Source organism: Stenotrophomonas sp. FR012, assembly GCF_047520565.2.
GTDB classification, from domain to species: domain Bacteria; phylum Pseudomonadota; class Gammaproteobacteria; order Xanthomonadales; family Xanthomonadaceae; genus Stenotrophomonas; species Stenotrophomonas sepilia.
Window position 1 is genome coordinate 41,557 of record NZ_JAXBQL020000010.1, and the last position, 19,443, is coordinate 60,999.

Sequence of the window (19,443 nt, forward strand, 5' to 3'; positions counted from 1 at the left end):
AGATGACATGCTCTCACGCGCACCGTACCGCCACTGGCTGGCCTGGGCGTTGCTGCTGGCCACGCCGGTGGCCGCGGCACAGTCACCGCAATGCGGCCTGTTCGAGGCCGACGAAGGCAGCAGCACGCTGCGTGTCAGCTCATCCAACCGCGGCGAGCAGAAGCACTTCGGCAGCGCACCGACGCCGGTCGCGTTCCAGCAGATCGACGGAAAGCTGCAGCTGGTGAACCTGGAGTACGGCCTGCCCAGCGTGCTGCAAGTGCGCGATCGGGGCCGCACGGTCGAGGTGGATGGCACGGTCTACACCCTGCAGGCCCCCGCACAATGCGCCGCAGCCGCCACCCCGGCTGAAGGCAGCTGCCTGGCCGATGCGGCGGCGTGCCTGGACAACCGTCGCGAAGCGACCCCGACCGTGCTGGCAGCGGCTTGCCGGGAGGGCGTGCCCGGCATGTGCCTGCAGCTGGCCGATCGCTGGCATGACGAGGCCAGGGCGCCGGCCACGCCGGATGAGGCGCAGCAACAGGCCATCCTCGATACCGCACTGGCCGGCATCGAACTGCCTGTGCCGTGCCGGAATGGCGGCTTCAGCAACGAGACACCGGCCTGTGCAGCGGCGCTGGAAGCGGATCCGGCGCTGCAGGAGCAGATCGTCAAGGCCGCGATGGGTGCGGCGATGGTCGAAGCGGTGAGCTCCGTGCTGTCACCCTCCACGCCGGTGGTGGTGCCGGCCGCGCAGCGCCAGCAGCTGTTGCAGTTGTGCCAGCAGGTCGGCCATGGCGGCTTCTGCAGCCGCGTGGCCGAGCTCTCGTGGGAATCCGGCGACCCCTTGCAGGCGGTGCAGGCACTGGCCACAGCGTGCGCGCCCGGCAAGGACAGCGCCGCCTGTGAGCGCCTGCCTGCGTTGCGGGCGCTGGGCGCCTCGTTGCGGCCGCAGCCGGCTACGGCGCTGCCCTGCGGTACCTTCCGCGCCGCAGGTGGCCTGATGGATACGCTGGACTTCGGCGATGCAGGACGGGTCGGCATCGGCTGGGACAGCCAGCTGCGTGCCCGTGTCGAAGAGGGCGACATCCGCATCCGCCACGACAAGGGCGGCGACTTCGTGCTGCGGCCGTTGCCCGGGGGCCAGCTGCTGGGCCTGGACACGTGGACACGCTTCCAGGTGTTCGTGCCGACCGGCGAGGGCGCGAGCACCTGCAGCCCGCCGAAACACTACACGGTGCTGCCGCTGCCGCAGGACTGCCCACTGGCGCTGGCCAACGAGGACGGCGCCGACGCCTGCTGTGCGCAGGGCAAGCTGCAGGGCTGCAACATACTCGGCAACCGGCTGGCGCTGTCCGGGCACTGGCTGCAGGCCGCAGAGCACTACACCACGGTCTGCCGCGCCGGCGTCCGCGAAGGGTGCGAGAACCTGGTCACCGCGCAGGGCAATGGGGCGGACGTGGATGCACGCGCCATCCTGGGGCAACTGTGCGAGGCCGACCGCAGCGGCCTGCATGTGGCCTGCGATGTGCTCGGAACCCAGAACTGGGAGCTGATCACGCTGGGCGGTGCCCTGCAGAAGGCGGTTGATGAAGCGGCCCTGGACGACGCTCCGGCGCCGCGCACTACCAACCGCAAGCGCTGAGCCTGCCAGGGCCTGTCCGCGGCGTTGGCCGGGCCCTGCGGTAAAGTACGCGCCATGAACGAATTCGAGCGCGTTCGCGCCTACCTCACCGAGCTGCAGGACCGCATCTGTGCGGCGATCGAGGCCGTCGATGGCCGGGCCCGCTTCCAGGAAGACCTGTGGCAGCGTGCCGAGGGCGGTGGCGGGCGTACCCGCGTGCTGCGCGACGGTGCGGTGTTCGAGCAGGCCGGCATCGGCTTCTCCGACGTGGCTGGCAGCCGCCTGCCACCGTCAGCCTCGGCCAACCGCCCGGAACTGGCGGGCGCCTCCTGGCGCGCCACCGGCGTGTCGCTGGTGTTCCACCCGCTCAACCCGTACGTGCCGACCACCCATGCCAACGTGCGCTTTTTCCAGGCGCAGCGCGACGGCGAAGTGGTGGCCAGCTGGTTCGGCGGCGGCTTCGACCTGACCCCGTTCTACCCGTTCGACGAGGACGTGCAGCATTGGCACCGGGTCGCACGCGACCTGTGCACGCCGTTCGGCGACGAACGCTACGCCGCGCACAAGCGCTGGTGCGACGAATACTTCTTCCTGCGTCATCGCAACGAAACGCGCGGTGTCGGCGGTCTGTTCTTCGACGACCTGCACGGCGACTTCGAGCGCGATTTCGATTATCTGCGCGCGGTCGGCGATGGCTTCCTCGACGCCTACCTGCCGATCGTGCAGCAGCGCAAGGACACCCCGCATGGCGAACGCGAACGCGAGTTCCAGCTGTACCGCCGCGGCCGCTACGTGGAATTCAACCTGGTCTACGACCGCGGTACCCTGTTCGGGCTGCAGAGCGGTGGCCGCAGCGAAAGCATCCTGATGAGCCTGCCACCGCGGGTGCGCTGGGAATACGGCTTCTCGCCCGAACCGGGCAGCCCCGAATCGCGCCTGGCAGACTATCTGGTGCCGCGCGACTGGCTCTGAGGGGTGCCGTCGCGCGGGGCGTGGGCTCGGCGCTGGTCAGCTGCCCTTCCGCGCGATGATGGTGATGTGCCCGGTGGTCTCCAGCAGGGCAATCTGCACGTCTTCAATCTGCAGCCCGCCCTGCTGGCGCAGCGCGGCATCGAAGTCGGCGCGGCTGATCAGCTCGCGGCGAAGTACCGCCTCGAACAGGCGACCATCGCGCGCGATTACGGTGGGTTCTCCTTCGATCAACCGCTCCATCCGCCGGTTCCGGGTGGTCAGCCAGCCCACCCCGTAGTTCAGCAGGATCAGGGTCGCCGCCAGCAGCAGGCCGCCGCCCAGCGAGGTGTCAGCGCCCAGCAGCGCGTTCTGCACCGCGTTGCCCAGCAGCACGATCAGCAGCACGTCGAAGGGCGTGATCTGCCCCAGGGCCCGCTTGCCGCCCAGCCGGACCATGCCCAGCACCACGACATACACCACCACCGCGCGCAGGATGAATTCCCACCACGGCATGGCCAGGGCGAACAGGTCGGGCATGGTCTTCCCCTGCGGAACGGTGGCCCAGCGTGGCGCAGGCGATGGCGTCTGGCAACGGCACAAATAAAAAGCCCCGCTGACCAGGGGGAGGTCAACGGGGCCGGGGAACGGGCACTTGGGGAGGAGTCCCCGTTCCGAGATCTGCTCCAGGGGATGGGAGAGATCCACAACAGGCATTGCGCCTGTCGGGAGTTATAGAAGCACTCCGAACACTAACGGTTCGTGAAGGGGCCCCATTTAATGAATTTCAATCGGGGCAACATTCATGGTCGAGTCAGAAACCCCCGACTCATGAACACATTCACATCGTTTTCGGCCTGAATTCCGTCAGTGCGCCTCATCCCAGTTGCTGCCGACGCCGGTATCGACCACCAGCGGCACTCGCAGTTTGGCCGCTTGCGACATGCGCTCCACCACCTGCAAACGCAGGTCTTCAACGAAACTGCTTTCGGTTTCGAAGACCAGTTCATCGTGCACCTGCAGGATCATCCGCGCTGGTGCCCCGCTGTCGCGCAGCCACTGGTCCACATCCACCATTGCACGCTTGATGATGTCGGCGGCGGTGCCCTGCATCGGCGCGTTGATCGCGGCGCGCTCGGCACCGGCACGCAGGCCCTGGTTGCGGGCGTGGATGTCGTTCAGGTACAGGCGGCGGCCGGACAGGGTTTCCACGTAGCCCTGGTCACGGGCCTGCTGGCGCATCCGCTCCATGAAGTCGCGCACGCCCGGATAGCGGCTGAAGTACAGCGCCACGTAGTCCTGTGCCTGGCCACGGTCGATGCCCAGATTGCGGGCCAGGCCGAAGGCGCTCATGCCGTACATCAGGCCGAAGTTGATCGCCTTGGCGGCGCGGCGCTCGTTCGGGGTCACCTCCTCCAGCGTGCGCCCGAACACCTCGGCGGCGGTGGCGCGGTGCACGTCGGCGCCCTGCTCGAAGGCGCGCACCAGGCCCGGATCCTCGGACAGGTGGGCCATGATCCGCAGCTCGATCTGCGAATAGTCGGCGGCCAGCAGCTGGAAGCCCTCCGGCGCCACGAACGCGCGGCGGATGCGGCGGCCGTCCTCGGTGCGGATCGGGATGTTCTGCAGGTTCGGGTCCGATGAGGACAGGCGGCCGGTGGCGGCACCGGACTGGTGGTAACTGGTATGCACCCGGCCGGTGTCCGGGTTGACCATCTCCGGCAGCTTGTCGGTGTAGGTGCTGCGCAGCTTGGCCAACCCGCGGTAGTCGAGGATCACCCGTGGCAGCTCGTGCTGGTCGGCAATTGCCTCCAGTGCCTCTTCATTGGTGCTGGGCTGGCCCTTCGGGGTCTTCACCACCGCCGGCAGCTTCAGCTCGTCGAACAGCACCGCCTGCAGCTGCTTGGGCGAATCCAGGTTGAAGCTGCGGCCGGCCAGCTCGGTGGCCTTCTGCTGCGCGGCCAGCATGCGCGAGGACAGGTCCTGGCTCTGCCGGCGCAGTTCGTCGGTGTCGATCCGCACGCCGTTGGCTTCAATGCTGGTCAGCACCGGCACCAGCGGCATCTCGATGTCGCGGTACACGCTGTCCAGCGCCGGCTCGGCCAGCAGCTGCGGCTGCAGCGCGCGATGGAGGCGCAGGGTAATGTCGGCGTCCTCGGCCGCATAGCGGCTGGCTTCGTCGATGCCCACCTGCGAGAACGGAATCTGCTTGGCGCCCTTGCCGGCCACGTCCTCGAACTTGAGGGTGGTGTAGCCCAGGTAACGCAGGGCCAGCGAATCCATGTCGTGGCGGGTGGCGGTGGAGTTGAGCACGAAGCTCTCGAGCATGGTGTCGTCGTGGTAGCCCTGCACCTGCACGCCGTGACGGCGCAGCACATGCAGGTCGTACTTGCCGTGCTGGCCCAGTTTCTTCTTCGCCGGGTCCTGCAGCACCGGGCGCAGTGCATCCAGCACCTGCTGCATCGGCAGCTGGGCCGGCGCACCCGGGTAATCGTGGCCGACCGGAATGTACGCCGCCCTGCCCGGCTCGACGGCCAGGCTGATGCCCACCAGCCGCGCGCGCATCGCGTCCAGCGCATCGGTTTCGGTATCGAAGCTGATCAGGTCGGCCTGCTGCAGGCGTTCGACCCAGGCCTGCAGCTGCCCGCTGGTCAGCACGGTCTCGTATTCACCCGGCGCGGACAGTGCCGGATCCAGCGTGCCGGCGGCGGGCGCCTCGACGCTGCCACGCGCGAAGCCGGCCGCAGTGCCGCGCAGGCTCGGGGTCGCCTCGCTGGCGGCCACCGGTGCCGGCACAGGCGCGCCCAGCTCCTTCAGCGCCTGGGTGAAACCATAGCGCGTATACAGCTCGGTCAGCGCCGGAACATCCTGCTCGCGCAGCGCCAGCGTGGTCGGGCTGGCCTCCAGTTCCACATCGGTGCGGATCGTCACCAATTCGCGGTTCAGCGGCAGGCGTTCCAGCGCAGCGCGCAGGTTCTCGCCGATCTTGCCCTTCATGGTCGGCGCGGCCGCCATCACCCCGTCCAGGTGCTGGTACTCGGCCAGCCACTTGGCAGCGGTCTTCGGCCCGCACTTCTCCACACCCGGCACGTTGTCGACCGCGTCGCCCATCAGCGCCAGCAGGTCGATGATCTGATCGGCGCGCACACCGAACTTGTCCATCACCGCCGCGTCGGAATCCATGCGGCTGCCGGTCATGGTGTTGACCAGCTCGATGCCCGGCCGCACCAGCTGGGCGAAGTCCTTGTCACCGGTGGAAATGGTCACCTTCAGGTCCTGCGCCAGGCCCTGCAGCGCAAGCGTGCCGATCACATCGTCGGCTTCCACGCCGGGGATGCGCAGGATGCTGATGCCCAGCGCTTCGACGATGCGGCACATCGGCTCGACCTGGCTGCGCAGTTCATCGGGCATCGGCGGGCGGTTGGCCTTGTACTGGTCGTACAGGTCATCACGGAAGGTCTTGCCGGGCGCATCGACCACGAACGCGACGTAGGCCGGGCGCTCCTTCAGCGTCGAACGCAGCATGTTGACCACGCCGAACAGCGCGCCGGTGGGTTCACCCTGTGCATTGGACAGGGGCGGCAGCGCGTGGAACGCGCGGTACAGGTAACTGGACCCGTCGATCAGGACTAATCTGCTCATGCGCTGATTCTACGCGCCCGTGCCTGCACCGCGGCGACACGGCGCGCACACCGCGATGGGGCATAATCAGGGCTCTTTCCAGGCAAAGGCCCCCGCCGATGAAGACCCTGATGCTGGCTTCCCTGCTCCTGCTCGCTGGCTGCGCCAGCATGGGTGGCGCGGGTGCTCCCCCGGTGGACGTCAAGGGCGCGGATGTGTCCAGGCGCACCATGGACAACGGTGACACCATCGAGGAATACCGTGTGTCCGGCCAGCTGCGCATGGTCAAGGTGACCCCGTCGCGCGGTGCCCCGTTCTACATGTATGACAAGAACGGCGACGGCCGCATGGACAACGACAAGGACGGTGTCTCGCCGGTCTACTGGAAGCTGTACAGCTGGTGAGGTGACCGGGTCGGATCCCTGCGATCCAGTAGATCCACGCCATGCGTGGATTCACCCCAGCCCCCTACAAAAAACAACGCCGGCACGCATCCTGCGCACCGGCGTCGGGTCCCCTCCCCGGGGAACGCTTCAATCAGCGGGTATGGATCAGCGGATGACCAGTACCGGCAGCGTGCTGCGCGCCAGCACCTCGGCAGTCTGGCTGCCCAGCAGTACACGGGTCACGCCACGGCGGCCGTGCGAGGTCATCACGATCAGGTCGCTGTTGCGCTCGGCCGCCGTCTCGATGATGCCGTCGGCCGCGTAGCGGTCCAGCACGTGCACCGGGTTGGCCGTGATGCCCTGCTCGGCGGCCTTGGCCAGCGCCGGCTGCAGCACCTTCTGCGCGCCCTCCTCGCGGTCAGCCTTGTATTCCGGGCTGTTCATGTAGCCCACGCTCCAGCCCATGGCGTCATACATGCCCACGGCCCACGGCTCGGACACGGTCACGATATCGACCTCGGCATTGAGGTCCTTGGCCAGCTCCAGGCCCTTGGCCAGGCCCTTGTCGGCCAGCTCGGACCCGTCAGTGGCAATCAGGATGCGCTTGTACATGGTAGGGCTCCGTGGCGGTCTGCCAGATGGGAACAACACCATTACACACCGGATGTGGAGGCGGCGCCTTGAGCAGGATCAATCCGGCGCCGTGCAGCGGCCCGTGCGCGCCACCCGCTTGCCCGCCCCCCTTCTGTAGAGCCGAGCCCATGCTCGGCTTCGGATGCATGAGCCGAGCATGACTCGGCTCCACATTTTCCGCCCTCAGGCGATCTGCACCACGCGTGCGTTCTGGCACAGGGGGTAGCTGCCCACGAATTCAGCGATCGCATCGCGCATCGTCTCGAACGATTGGCCGTACATGTACAGCGCGGTCTCGCTCGGGCCCTGCCACCAGCTGCAGATCTCGCCAAGGCCATCAATGCGCTCGGACAGCTGCTCGAACACGTGGTTGGAATCGCACTGTTCGTAGACCTCGTCCGGCAGGTTCAGGCCATCCAGGTAGATGCCCAGGCCCTCGGTCACGCCGAAGCTGCGATCGGCTTCACCCGCGCCCTGGATCTTCGAGCCCTTCGGCGCACCCAGCTGTTCCAGCAGATCGATCAGCTTCGGCACGCCATCGGCATCGACCAGCGCCACTTCGATATCGCCGTATTCGACCTCGCCGTCGTCGGACATCGCGGTGCCGCCACCGGTGATCTCGCCGACATTGGCCGCCTGCAGCAGCGCATCGAGCGGATCTTCGAACAGCTCGTGGCGATGTTCGGGCTGCAGCCGGGCATTCAAGGTCACGGTGACGTGCAGCGCGGGTTCGGTCATGGGGGCGTTCCTGGAAGAAGTGCCGCCTATTGTAGAGCCGAAGGTAGCGGCAGGAGCCGCTGCCAACGTCGCTTGCGACGGCCTGAAGGGTGCCGGTCAGGACGACCGGCATAGCTTGCTCGACTGCCCTTTGCGCACCCCTGTAGAGCCGAGCCCATGCTCGGCTGTTCTTCCAGCCAGAAGCAGCCGAGCGTGGGCTCGGCTCTACAACAGCCCGTCAGCGCAGGAACGGCGGCACTTTCCGTTTCAGCAGCTCCACCAGCACCGGGTCCATGTAGTCGTAGTCGTCGGGAATATCCAGGCAGACCACCCGCTTGCCGTTCAGCCATGCCTTGTAGCGGCTGGACAGCCGGTTGCGGTGGGCGCGCACCATCACGAACACCAGGTCCGCCCACTGCAGCAGCTCAGGGCTGAGCACTTCCTCGGCGTCGGCCAGCAGCCCGGCCGAGGCGGTCTCGATGCCCGGCCAATCGGCAAATACCTGCTCGGCCGTAGGGCTGCGCAGGCGGTTCTGGCTGCAGAGGAAGAGCACGTTGCGGGTCATGAGCGCAGCCTAATCGGGGTCGAATTCCTTTTCCAACGGAAAAGGGCTCTGACACCAACAGGGTGCTTTCAGACAAATTGCATGGTCGGATGACCGTTCAAGGGGCCACCATGTGCTTTTGCCACCGTCCAGATGTCCATGATCACCAAGGATGACCTGTTAACGTCGTTCGGAGAGGTGGCCGAAGTCCACGGTGCTACTTCAGCAAGTACGTAGTCGCGACGTACGTACTCTATTGCTGCGTGAGGAATGCCAAGAGACATGACCTCGCGATCGCGTCCAAGAATGTCGATGATCCGGAATTCGCCACCAGCGTTGTGCTGAACGCACCGCACCATCTTTCACATGATGGGCCAACGATCTTCGAGATTCCGTCCAACGCCTATGGGTTCACTCATGCGATGGCGGTTCCCAGCACCTATCACGGGCTTCTGAATCGGATCGAGAAGCGCACGGGGCTGTTCCTATGCCTGCCGATCTTCCGGTGTGAGTTCAACGGCAACGAATCAGCAGAGGATTTCAGGTGGTCCACACATCACATCGTTGACGTCAACAACTGGCATAGGACCAGGCAGCCGAAGATATGCGTGTACTTCGACAATCCCCGCACTGGCGGCGGAACGGACAAGGACGGCGCCATCGTGAGCCTGGAGACGTTAATGGCCGAGATCGACAACCTCAACGGAGTGAGCAGCGGCTTCATCGAGATCACCAACTATCGTAATGAGGTGATCGAGGTGTTGTCGCCGGAGGAGGGCCACTACGTATTGATCCGCAACCGCCAGGATGAAGAAGCAATGGATCGCGCCGGGTTGGTGGCAGCCGTGGAGACATTCACCACCGGCTGATAGCCGACCGCTGTTGTAGAGCCGAAGGTAGCGGCAGGAGCCGCTGCCAACGTCGCTTGCGACGGCCCGAAGGGTGCCGGTCAGGACGACCGGCATAGCCATGCTCGGCTGCTCTTTCCCGCCAGAGGCAGCCGAGCATGGGCTCGGCTCTACAGGAATTCCTGCCCCCCCGACGGTGATCAGATCACCGTCAGGTTGGCGTAGGCCATCACCAGCCACTTGCTCCCCGCGTCGGCAAACTCGACCTGCACGCGGGCGTGGGCGCCGTTGCCTTCGTAGTCGGTCACCATGCCTTCGCCGAACTTGGGATGGGTGACCAGTGCGCCAAGCTTGACCGGCGGTGCCTCGATCGAGGCATGGCCCATCACCCGGCTGCTGCCCAGCGAGGCCGGACGCGAGACCTGCACCTTCGGGCGCACTTCGTGCAGCAGCTCGCGCGGAATCTCGCGCAGGAAGCGCGATGGCAGGCTGTAGTTGTCCTGGCCGTGGATGCGGCGCGATTCGGCATAGCTCAGCACCAGTTTCTGGCGCGCGCGGGTAATGCCCACGTAGGCCAGCCGACGCTCTTCTTCCAGACGCCCACTTTCCTCCAGCGAACGTGCGCTGGGGAACAGGCCTTCCTCCAGGCCGGCCAGGAACACCAGCGGGAATTCCAGGCCCTTGGCCGAGTGCAGGGTCATCAGCTGCACGCCGTCCTCGCCCGCCTGCGCCTGGCCTTCACCGGCCTCCAGCGCGGCATAGGCCAGGAACGCGACCAGCTCGTCCATGTCCTCGCCCACTTCCTCGATGTCGTCGGCGCGGCGCACGAAGCGCGACGCCACCGAGACCAGTTCGTCGAGGTTGTCGGTACGCGATTCCGAATCCAGCGAATTGCGGCTTTCCTTGCTCCAGTGCTCGCGCAGCTGCGAGCGGGCCAGCACGTGGTCCACGCGCTCGGCCAGGGTCATGTGCACGGTCTGGGCCTGCAGCTCGTTGACCAGCCCCAGGAAGCCGGCCAGTGCATTGCGCGCACGTGCGGCCAGCGCGCTGCCCTGGGTGACCAGCATCGTCGCTTCCCACAACGAAATGCCCTGCGCGCGCGCCTCGCGGCGCACTTCGTCCAGCGTGCGGTCGCCGATGCCCCGGGTGGGCGTGTTGACCGCGCGCTCGAAAGCGGCGTCATCATTGCGGTTGGACAGCAGGCGCAGGTAGGCCAGCGCGTCCTTGATTTCGGCACGCTCGAAGAAGCGCATGCCGCCATACACGCGGTACGGCACCTGCTCGCTCAGCAGCGCCTCTTCCAGCGCGCGCGACTGCGCGTTGCTGCGATAGAGCACGGCCACTTCGGTGTAACTGCCACCGTCGCGCACCCACTGGCGGGCGCGCTCGACGATGTAGCGCGCCTCGTCCATCTCGTTGTACGCCGCATACAGGTCGATCGGCTCGCCGTCGCCGCTGTCGGTCCACAGCTGCTTGCCGATGCGATCCGGGTTGTGCGCGATCACCGCGTTGGCGGCGCCGAGGATGTTGGCGGTGGAGCGGTAGTTCTGCTCCAGGCGGATGGTCTGCGCACCCGGGAAGTCGCGCAGGAAGCCCTGCACGTTCTCGACCTTGGCACCGCGCCAGCCGTAGATGGCCTGGTCATCGTCGCCGACCACGAACACGTGGCCGGAATCGCCGGCCAGCACGCGCACGAAGGCGTACTGGATGGCGTTGGTGTCCTGGAACTCGTCCACCAGGATTTCGCGGAAGCGGGCGCGGTAATGCGCCAGCAGGGCCGGGTTGTCGCGCAGCAGTTCATGCGCGCGCAGCAGCAGCTCGGCGAAGTCGACCAGGCCGGCGCGGTCGCAGCGCGCCTGGTATTCGATGTAGGCCTGGCGCATGGTTTCCAGCCACGCGTCGTGCGGTTCGGGCTGGATGTGCTGCGGGCGGCGGCCCTCGTCCTTCTGCGCGTTGATCCACCACGCGATCTGCTTGGGCGGGTACTTGCCGTCGTCCAGCTCCAGCGCCTGCACCACGCGCTTGACCAGCCGCAGCTGGTCGTCCGAGTCCATCACCTGGAAGCCTTCTGGCAGCTTGGCGTCCTGCCAGTGCAGGCGCAGCAGGCGGTTGGCCAGGCCGTGGAAGGTACCGATCCACATGCCACGGCTGCCATGAGGCAGCTGGGCGTCGATGCGGTGGCGCATTTCGCCGGCCGCCTTGTTGGTGAAGGTCACCGCGAAAATGCCGTGGGTCGGCACGCCATCGACTTCATGCAGCCAGGCGATGCGGTGGGTGAGTACGCGGGTCTTGCCGGAACCGGCACCGGCCAGCACCAGGTGGTGGCCGGGGGGAGCGGAGACGGCTTCGCGCTGGGCCGGGTTCAGGCCATCAAGCAGGTGGGAGACATCCATGCCTCCATTTTACGGCATCGCCGTCGCGGCTCCTGCGACCACCTGGCTGGCCAGCGCCTGCGCCTGCTGACGCAGTTCAGGCACCGCCAGGCTTTCCCACAGGCTGCCGATGCGCAGGCTGCCGAGCACGCCCAGCCGTGCCTGCGGCTGGCCACCGGCAGCACGCAGGCGGTCGCCCGGCACCGTGCTGTCCAGGCCCAGCCCATGCGGGCCGGGGCGTGCCAGGCCCTCGGCCTGCAGCTGCTGCAGCAACGGATTGCGCAGCGCACTGGCGCGGGTTTCCACGCCGGTGGCGTTGACCACGCCGCCGATCGTCCAGTGCTGTTCATTGCCGTTGGCATCGCGACCCGACAGCCGCAGGGCATCGCCTTCGCGGCCGACGCGTTGCAGGCGGGACCGGTGAATGCGCAGTTGGCCGCTTTCGATCAGCGCCTGCAGCTGTGCGTCGACCTCTTCGGCGATGCGGTGGCGATGCACGTCCCAGTAGCGCACCACATGGCGCAGGAAGCGGCGCTGGTCGGCCGCGTCGAGGCTGCACCACAGCGCCTGTCCATGCGGACGGATGCGGTCCATCACGCCCTGCCACGGCAGCCCGTCGGCCTGCGCCTGGCGAGCGAACCCGCGCAATGCGCGCAGGCGCTGGCGCAGGCGCATCGGCAGCAGCGTGGCCGGGTCGAACGTGGGCAGGCCGCCATGCGCATGCGGAAGCGGCAGCAGGCCATGGCGCGAGATCACGTGCAGCGGGCCGGTGTGGCCGGCGGCAACCAGCGCCAGCACGGTGTCGGCCATGCTCAGGCCGGAGCCGACGATGGCCACGGCCTGCTCACCGGCCAGGGTACGCACGCCGTCGTAGTCCCAGGCCTCGATCACATCATCGGCGGGCAGTGCCTCGGCACCGGCCACCGGCAGCGGCCGCATGCTGTTGCCGGTGGCGAGCACCGCCTGCACGGCGTGCAGCGTCTGGGCATCGCCAAGTGTCAGCCGGTAGCCATGGTCATCCGGCTGCAGGCCCAGCACCGGCTGCGCGATCACCTGCAGCTGCGCCGGGCTGGCCGCAGCGGCCTCCTGCAGGCGCTGCTGCAGGTAGGCGGCAAAGTAGTGGCGGCATACGTAACGCTCGCCCAGCACCTCTCGCGCCTGGCCCGGGTAGGCGTTGGCGGCCATCAGGTAGTCGAGGAAATCGCCGGGCTGGTCGGCAAACGCACTCATCTTCGCCGCCGGCACGTTCAGCAGGTGCTCCGGCCACGGCGTGGCATAGGCGATGCCCTGGGCCAGCTGCGAGGCGGGTTCAAAGACGGCAATCGCCAGCGGCGCCTTGGCTTGGCGCAGCACCTGGATCGCCACCAGCACCCCGGCCGCACCACCACCGATGATTGCCAGGTCCAGTTCGCCATTACGCGGTGAATCAGTCATGCGCCGATTGTAGGCCATCGGCGATGACGGGCCGGGTTGCCGAAGCGGGCGATTGCCGCCGCCTCACATCAACGCATCGGCCAGCCGTGCGATGCCTTCGCGGCTGCGCCGCCACGTGGGGCGGCTGCGCCACTGCTGCAGGTCCAGCTGCCGCGACTCGCGCAGGTAGCCATCCTCGATCGCACACAGCTGCTGCACCAGCGCGCGGTCGTAGCAGACCAGGCCGATCTCGGCATTCAGCGCGAATGAGCGGATGTCCATGTTGATCGAGCCGAGCACGGCGATGTCCTCGTCCACGCTCATGTGCTTGGCGTGCAGGAACTGCGGCTCGTACAGCGCGATGCGCACGCCACAGCGCAGCAGCTCGTCGTAGTACGCCTCCTGCGCCCACGAGGTCAGCCGCTGGTTGTTGCTGGCCGAGAGGATCAGCTGCACCTGCACACCGGACAAGGCCGCAATGCGCAACGCGCTGAGCGTAGCTTCGTCAGGCACGAAATACGGCGTGACCATCACCAGCCGTCGCCGTGCCAGGTGGATCAGCGCCGCCACCGCATCGCGCGCATTGCTGTACGGATAGGCCGGGCCGCTTGGCAGCAGCTGGGTGGCGATGTCGTCACTGCACTCGGGCACATCGGCGATCACGTCCAGGCGCTGGCCGGTTTCCATGTACCAGTCGCTGGCGAACACCGCTTCCAGGTGCGCCACTGCCGGGCCACGCACGCGCGCCACCAGCTCGCGGTTCGGGTGGCCGGGCACGAACTGCGGGCCGGCCAGGTTCTGCGAACCGACATAGGCCACTTCGTTGTCGATCACCGCGATCTTGCGATGGTTGCGCAGGTCCATGCGCCCGCTGCGGCGCCAGCGCAGGCCGCCGGGCAGCATCGCGCGTACCTCGATGTCGCGCGCCTGCAGGCGCTTGCGATAGGCGCGCAGGCCGCGCTTGGCGCCCACCGCGTCGAGCAGCACGCGGCACTGCACGCCGCGTGCAGCCGCACGCTGCAGGGCCTCGACGATCGCCTCGCCCACCGCGTCATCGAACATCAGGTAGTACAGCAGGTGCACGCGGTCTTCGGCCTGGTCGATGTCGGCAATCAGCGTGTGCAGCGATTCGTCGTAGTCGGTCAGCAGGTCGACGGCGTTGCCGTGCACCGGCATGAAATCGCCCTGGCGCTGCACCAGCGGCACGATTTCGGCGCTGGCGGTGTCCGGCTGCGGTGTCCAGCGCAGGCGATGCTGCAGCGCCTGTTCCTCGCGGATGACCTGCGAGGCCTCGGCCTGACGCCGGATGCGCTCGCGCGACAGCCACGGGTGGCCGAACAGCAGGTACAGCGGCAGGCCCAGCAGCGGCACGAAGCCGACCAGCAGCAGCCAGCTGCGCGCCGCCCCCGGCGTGGTGCGGGTGGGAATCCAGCACAGCGCGACCAGCCGGATCAGCCAGTCGATCAGCAGCAGGTACGAACCCAGCAACCACTCGAACAGCATCGTGTCGCCCGTCGGGAGGTGATGGGCCATTCTGCCCAGCGGGATTTGTAGAGTCGAGCCATGCTCGACTGCCTTTCGTTCCGACCGCAGAGCAGCCGAGCGTGGGCTCGGCTCTACAGAATGGCTCAGTGCCGCACCGGCACCTCGCACAGCTGGCGTACCGAATCGGCATGGCGGCGGCCGTTGAGCGCCATGCAGGCAATGGCCTGTGCGGCCCGCTCCAGCTGCGCCTCCGGCAGCGGCGACGGCGCACCGTTGGCCAGTGCCAGATGGTGGTCGCACAGCAGCAGCGCCATGCCCTCGATGCCTTGCAGCATGCGCTGCAGGCGCAGCCAGCCCAGTTCCAGGTCCTGCCGGTGTGACGGGGTGTTCATGCAACCTCCTTCAACGGATCTGGCCACCGTGAAGGTGGCGGACGATGCGTGGTTGCAATACCGGGAAGCAATCAATCAGCAAACGAACCGGCGGGCGCAAGGCCCCCTCGCACCGTCCGCCATAGAGGCGGATAGGTCACCAACCGTCGCCGGAGGGATCTCCGGCGACGGCTGGCGAGTCTACTGATTGATTGACTTCACGGGATTGCAAGCCCGGCCACTGCAACCGCAGCGGCTTGCCATCATGGGCACGGCAGGGCCCGTCGTTCCAATTGATTTGGAGCGCGCGAAGAGCCGGAACCGGTAGACACAATCACTTATCGCATTCGGCCCATCATTCCGCGCAGGGCGTCATTGGCGACAGCGTGCGCAGGGAGTGCGGCAGTGCCGACCAGGGTCGGCACCCACCAGGGGGAAGTGCCAGACATGAAAAAACCCGCCACAAGGGCGGGTTTCTTCGCGGGAATCAGCAATCCGTGCGGATTACTTGATCTTGCCTTCCTTGTACAGGACGTGCTTGCGCACGACCGGATCGTACTTCAGGAATTCCATCTTCCCCGGGGTGTTCTTCTTGTTCTTGTCCGTGGTGTAGAAGTGGCCGGTACCGGCCGAGGAAATCATACGGACCTTATCGCGCTTGCCTGCCATGATGCTTTACTCCTCAGACCTTTTCGCCGCGCGCACGCAGCTCAGCCAGAACGGAATCGATGCCGTTCTTGTCGATGGTGCGCAGTGCATGCGCGGAAACACGAAGCTTGACCCAGCGGTTCTCGCTGGCCACCCAGAAACGGCGCTCGTGCAGATTCGGCAGGAAACGACGACGGGTCTTGTTGTTGGCGTGCGAGACGTTGTTACCCGTCTGCACTCGCTTGCCGGAAACCTGGCATACGCGGGACATTGCGCACCTCGATAATAGTAGTTGTCAGCCCGTAGCCCGGGAGACGGCGGCCTCGATGGTTGCCCACCACACGTCAAGAGAATCAAAGGGTTACGCTGGCGTTGGGCGGCCGGGGACGTGCTCCCAGGGGCGCCGCCCGGTAGAAAACCGGACACAGCGAGCCGCGCATTATGCACCGGTTCAAGCACTTGCGCAAGTTACCCACAGGCCGGGGACTGAACACGGCAGGCCGGACCCTGCGCCAGCCGCCATACTGGCCCGGACCACTGCGGAGCTTCCCATGCGGCTGCTGGCCCTGACCTACGGAACCGAAGGCGACACACGTCCCCTGGCCATGCTCTGCCATGGGCTGATCGGCGCGGGCCACGAGGTGACGCTACTGGCCGATGGCGGCACCTTGGGCAGCGCGCAGGCACTGGATGTGCCCCACGCGGCCCTTGAAGGTGACATCCATGACGACGTGGTCGCACTGGTCTCGCGTGGCAACGGCGTTGCCGCCGCCAGTACCGGCCTGGCACGGATGGCGCTGCAGCATGTCAGCGGCTGGATGCGCCAGGCCGATGCCGCCGCCGAAGGCTGCGATGCGATTCTGACCGGTGGCCTGGCGGCCTTCGTCGGCATGAGCGTGGGCGAACGCCGCAGGATTCCCGTCATCGGCAGCGGCATGATTCCGCTGACCCCGACGCGCGCCTTCCGCTCCCCGTTCCTGCCGCCCGGACGCTCGCCGGGCTGGTTGAACCGGGCCAGCTACGGGTGGGTCAACGGCCTGATCTGGCGCCAGTTCCGCCGGCCGATCAACGCGGCACGCCAGCAGTTGGGGCAATCGCCGCGCCGCGCGCTGTGGTCCGGCCTGCCGATGCTCTATGGCATCTCACCGCAGCTGCTGCCGCCACCGGCGGACTGGCCGGCCGACCACATCGTCTGTGGCCAATGGCGGCTTCCTGATGCGCCCTGGGCGCCCCCGGCCGATCTGCGGGCCTTCCTTGATGCCGGCCCGCCGCCGGTCTACCTTGGCTTCGGCAGCATGACCGGCTTTGATCGCGAACGCGTGCTGCCGGCCTTGCTGCAGGCGCTGGCGCCACGCCGGGTACTGCTGTTTCCTGGCTGGGTGGGACTGCCTGCGATGCGCTTGCCCGATTCGGTCTTCGTACTGGGGCCGACCCCACACGAAGCGCTGTTCCCGCGTTGCGCACTCGCCATCCACCACGGTGGCAGCGGCACCACGCATTCGGCCTGCCGGGCCGGCATTCCCTCGCTGGTGATGCCGTTCGCTGCGGATCAGTTCTTCTGGGCCGATCGCCTGTGTCGGTTGGGCGTGGCACCGGCACCGTTGTCACCGAAGCGACTGGATGCAGCAACGCTGGCAGCAGCCATCACCTTCGCAGAAGCCGACGCAGTACGCGCGCGCGCGGCGGCCCTGGGCGTGGCGATGAGCGATGAAGACGGGGTGGCCTGTGGCGTGGCGATGATCGAGCGCTGGTTACGTCCGATGTAACAGCGGGCAAGCCTCAGCGCAGGTGCGGAATCACCTGGGCCAGCAGATGGGCATCCTTGAGCGCACCGTGCAGGCCCCGGTTGCCGGGGATGCGCAGGCGCTGCAGCACATCGTCCAACTTGTTGCCCTGGCCGGGCCAGCGCCCGCGCGCCAGCTTCAGGCTGCAGGTGATGCGGCAGTGCTGGGCCAGCGTGCCGGGAATGCCGGCCAGGCGCAGCTCGTTGTCCAGGAAACCCACGTCGAAGGTGGCGTTGTGCGCGACCATCTCGCTGCCGCGCAGGAAGTCCAGCAGTTCGGCGGCCTTGCTGGAGAACAGCGGCTTGCCCACCAGCATCGCATCGCTGATGCCATGCACGCGCTGTGCGCCCCAGTCCACCTTGCGCTGCGGCTGCAGGTAGGTGTGGAACTGGCGGCCGCTGAGCTGGCCGTCGATCAGTTCGACGGCACCGATTTCGATCACCCGGTGCCCCAGGCGGTGGGAGATGCCGGTGGTTTCGGTATCCAGTGCGACGATGCGACTCATGCGTGGCGATGTTTCCTGTTACGTGCTGTGGTGATTTTCGCATGCCGGTAGAGCCGGGCCCACGCTCGGCTGGCGCGCGTAGCGCGGGCTTGGTGATGCCAGAAGCAGCCGAGCGTGGGCTCGGCTCTACAGGTGCGTGTGCATCACCCCAACGCTTCCACCACCCAATCGATGAACACCCGCAGCCGCTGGCTCATGTGCCGGTTCGGCGGGAACATCACATGCATCGGCATGGGTGGAAGCCGCCAGTCCTGCAGCAGCGGCAGCAATTCGCCGCGCGCCACGTGCGGCGCGGCCATGTAGCTGGGCAGCGCGACCACGCCCAGCCCCGCCAGCGCCGCCGCCAGATAGGCGTTGCCGTCGTCGAAACCGACCGTGTAGCGGCCCTGCACTTCTACGCGCTCATCGCCGCGCTGTGCGCTGAATACTCTCGCCCGGCCACTGCGCGGGCTGAGGAAGCCGACCGTGTGGTGGTCCGGCCCTTCCAGCGCGCGCGGATCGGTCGGCAAGCCGAAACGCTGCACATAGCCGGGGCTGGCGTGGAAACCGATCGGCAGCGCCGCCAGCGGCCGCGCCACCAGCGCCGGGTCGGCCGGGGTGCCGCCGCGGATCACGCAGTCGACGTTGTCGGCGATGACGTCAACCTCGCGGTCGCTGACGCCGATGTCCAGCTGGATCTCCGGGTAGCGCGCCTGGAAATCCGGCAGTGCCGGCACCAGCCGCAACCGCGCGTAGGGTCCGGGCACATCCACCCGCAGGCGGCCGCGCGGCTGGCTGGCTGCGTCACCCAGCCCGCCCTCCACCTCTTCCAGCTCGGCCAGCAGGCGGGCGATGCGCGGGTAGTAGGCCGCACCGTCGGCGGTGACGCTGACCCGGCGCGTGGTGCGGTTGAGCAGGCGCAGCCGCAGGTGTGCCTCCAGCTGCTGCACCAGCTGGGTGACCGTGGTGCGGCTGATCTGCAGGGTCTGCGCGGCGCGGGTGAAGCTGCCGGTTTCCACAACCCGGGCAAAGGCCCGCATCGCCTCGAAACGGTCCATGGCGGGCCATGATTGTTTGGGATTGGCAATCAATCTAGGCTGATCATCGCGGTTTATCCAGACAGCACTGGCGCGGAGGATGGCGTTCTCTCCCACGGATTCCTTCCCATGTCACAGCGTGATGTCGTTTTCCCCACCGGCCGCCAGGCCCTGTACGAGCGCAACCGCTACTCGCCGGCGATCCGATCCAATGGCTTCCTGTTCGTCTCCGGCCAGGTCGGCAGCCGCGAAGACGGCTCGCCCGAGCCGGATTTCGAGGCGCAGGTGCGCCGCGCCTTCGAGAATCTCAATGCGGTGTTGGCTGCCGCAGGCTGCACGTTCGATGACGTGATCGACGTGACCGTGTTCCTGGTCGACCCGGAGAAGAACTTCGAAAAGGCCTGGGCGATCGTGCCCGAGTACTGGGGCGAGGCGCCGCACCCGACCCTGACCGGTATCGGTGTGACCTGGCTGTATGGGTTCCAGTTCGAGATCAAGGTGATCGCGAAGCTGCCGTGATACGGGTAGTGCCGGCCGCTGGCCGGCAAC

19 protein-coding genes are annotated in these 19,443 nt (G+C 67.2%); 6 read left to right on the forward strand and 13 right to left on the reverse strand.

What is annotated here, in order from left to right:
- The first annotated feature begins 7 nt into the window (after positions 1-7).
- Both ACM0O9_RS16010 and hemF read left to right on the forward strand, forming a co-directional pair.
- The gene (locus ACM0O9_RS16010) at positions 8-1,624 is read left to right on the forward strand and encodes a hypothetical protein (RefSeq protein ID WP_329953517.1); all 1,617 of its coding nucleotides are present in this window, start codon (positions 8-10) and stop codon (positions 1,622-1,624) included.
- Between the two features lie 54 nt (positions 1,625-1,678).
- The gene (gene hemF, locus ACM0O9_RS16015; RefSeq protein WP_414604013.1) at positions 1,679-2,575 is read left to right on the forward strand and encodes an oxygen-dependent coproporphyrinogen oxidase; all 897 of its coding nucleotides are present in this window, start codon (positions 1,679-1,681) and stop codon (positions 2,573-2,575) included.
- A 36-nt stretch (positions 2,576-2,611) separates the two neighbouring features.
- Here hemF and ACM0O9_RS16020 read toward each other — a convergent pair whose 3' ends face one another.
- Entirely contained in the window at positions 2,612-3,091 is a 480-nt protein-coding gene (locus tag ACM0O9_RS16020) for a DUF421 domain-containing protein (protein WP_053498330.1), read from the reverse strand.
- 327 nt (positions 3,092-3,418) lie between these two features.
- On the reverse strand, positions 3,419-6,193 hold the full coding sequence (polA, locus tag ACM0O9_RS16025) for a DNA polymerase I (RefSeq protein WP_414604012.1): 2,775 nt from the start codon (positions 6,191-6,193) through the stop codon (positions 3,419-3,421).
- A 98-nt stretch (positions 6,194-6,291) separates the two neighbouring features.
- On the opposite strand from polA, the gene ACM0O9_RS16030 reads away from it, so the two are divergent.
- A complete protein-coding gene (locus tag ACM0O9_RS16030) occupies positions 6,292-6,576 on the forward strand; it encodes a DUF2782 domain-containing protein (RefSeq protein WP_005420332.1) in 285 nt (94 codons plus the stop codon).
- A 147-nt stretch (positions 6,577-6,723) separates the two neighbouring features.
- Here the strand turns inward: ACM0O9_RS16030 and ACM0O9_RS16035 are convergent, their stop codons facing one another.
- The 3 genes from ACM0O9_RS16035 to ACM0O9_RS16045 form a co-directional block, all read right to left on the reverse strand.
- On the reverse strand, positions 6,724-7,170 hold the full coding sequence (locus ACM0O9_RS16035) for a universal stress protein (protein WP_005420335.1): 447 nt from the start codon (positions 7,168-7,170) through the stop codon (positions 6,724-6,726).
- A 204-nt stretch (positions 7,171-7,374) separates the two neighbouring features.
- Positions 7,375-7,929, reverse strand: a complete 555-nt coding sequence (locus ACM0O9_RS16040; protein WP_065177828.1) for a hypothetical protein — start codon at positions 7,927-7,929, stop codon at positions 7,375-7,377.
- Positions 7,930-8,146: 217 nt separating this feature from the next.
- Positions 8,147-8,473, reverse strand: a complete 327-nt coding sequence (locus ACM0O9_RS16045) for a low molecular weight protein tyrosine phosphatase family protein (RefSeq protein WP_065177827.1) — start codon at positions 8,471-8,473, stop codon at positions 8,147-8,149.
- Between the two features lie 242 nt (positions 8,474-8,715).
- On the opposite strand from ACM0O9_RS16045, the gene ACM0O9_RS16050 reads away from it, so the two are divergent.
- A complete protein-coding gene (locus tag ACM0O9_RS16050) occupies positions 8,716-9,321 on the forward strand; it encodes a hypothetical protein (RefSeq protein WP_414604011.1) in 606 nt (201 codons plus the stop codon).
- A 179-nt stretch (positions 9,322-9,500) separates the two neighbouring features.
- Here the strand turns inward: ACM0O9_RS16050 and uvrD are convergent, their stop codons facing one another.
- From uvrD to rpmB, 6 genes are all read right to left on the reverse strand, one after another.
- Complete coding sequence (uvrD, locus tag ACM0O9_RS16055; protein WP_065177826.1) at positions 9,501-11,693, reverse strand: DNA helicase II; 2,193 nt, start codon at positions 11,691-11,693, stop codon at positions 9,501-9,503.
- A gap of 9 nt (positions 11,694-11,702) precedes the next feature.
- Positions 11,703-13,124 carry an FAD/NAD(P)-binding protein gene (locus ACM0O9_RS16060; protein WP_065185915.1) on the reverse strand — a complete coding sequence of 474 codons (1,422 nt, stop codon included), beginning with the start codon at positions 13,122-13,124 and terminating at the stop codon, positions 11,703-11,705.
- A gap of 45 nt (positions 13,125-13,169) precedes the next feature.
- Complete coding sequence (gene cls / locus ACM0O9_RS16065; protein ID WP_014648869.1) at positions 13,170-14,588, reverse strand: cardiolipin synthase; 1,419 nt, start codon at positions 14,586-14,588, stop codon at positions 13,170-13,172.
- Positions 14,589-14,713: 125 nt separating this feature from the next.
- The gene (locus tag ACM0O9_RS16070) at positions 14,714-14,962 is read right to left on the reverse strand and encodes a hypothetical protein (protein WP_005420350.1); all 249 of its coding nucleotides are present in this window, start codon (positions 14,960-14,962) and stop codon (positions 14,714-14,716) included.
- 483 nt (positions 14,963-15,445) lie between these two features.
- On the reverse strand, positions 15,446-15,613 hold the full coding sequence (gene rpmG, locus ACM0O9_RS16075; RefSeq protein WP_169411268.1) for a 50S ribosomal protein L33: 168 nt from the start codon (positions 15,611-15,613) through the stop codon (positions 15,446-15,448).
- Positions 15,614-15,623: 10 nt separating this feature from the next.
- Positions 15,624-15,860 (reverse strand): 50S ribosomal protein L28, encoded by a 237-nt coding sequence (gene rpmB / locus ACM0O9_RS16080; protein WP_005411638.1) that lies wholly within the window; start codon positions 15,858-15,860, stop codon positions 15,624-15,626.
- Positions 15,861-16,140: 280 nt separating this feature from the next.
- On the opposite strand from rpmB, the gene ACM0O9_RS16085 reads away from it, so the two are divergent.
- Positions 16,141-17,355: a glycosyltransferase gene (locus ACM0O9_RS16085; RefSeq protein ID WP_065196788.1), complete on the forward strand. Its 1,215-nt coding sequence runs from the start codon at positions 16,141-16,143 to the stop codon at positions 17,353-17,355.
- Positions 17,356-17,368: 13 nt separating this feature from the next.
- Here the strand turns inward: ACM0O9_RS16085 and dnaQ are convergent, their stop codons facing one another.
- Positions 17,369-17,878: a DNA polymerase III subunit epsilon gene (gene dnaQ / locus ACM0O9_RS16090; protein WP_065177821.1), complete on the reverse strand. Its 510-nt coding sequence runs from the start codon at positions 17,876-17,878 to the stop codon at positions 17,369-17,371.
- A gap of 143 nt (positions 17,879-18,021) precedes the next feature.
- Positions 18,022-18,915 carry a LysR family transcriptional regulator gene (locus ACM0O9_RS16095; protein WP_065177820.1) on the reverse strand — a complete coding sequence of 298 codons (894 nt, stop codon included), beginning with the start codon at positions 18,913-18,915 and terminating at the stop codon, positions 18,022-18,024.
- Positions 18,916-19,023: 108 nt separating this feature from the next.
- On the opposite strand from ACM0O9_RS16095, the gene ACM0O9_RS16100 reads away from it, so the two are divergent.
- Positions 19,024-19,413, forward strand: coding sequence for a RidA family protein (locus ACM0O9_RS16100; RefSeq protein WP_065177819.1), 390 nt, complete (start codon positions 19,024-19,026; stop codon positions 19,411-19,413).
- Positions 19,414-19,443: the final 30 nt, after the last annotated feature.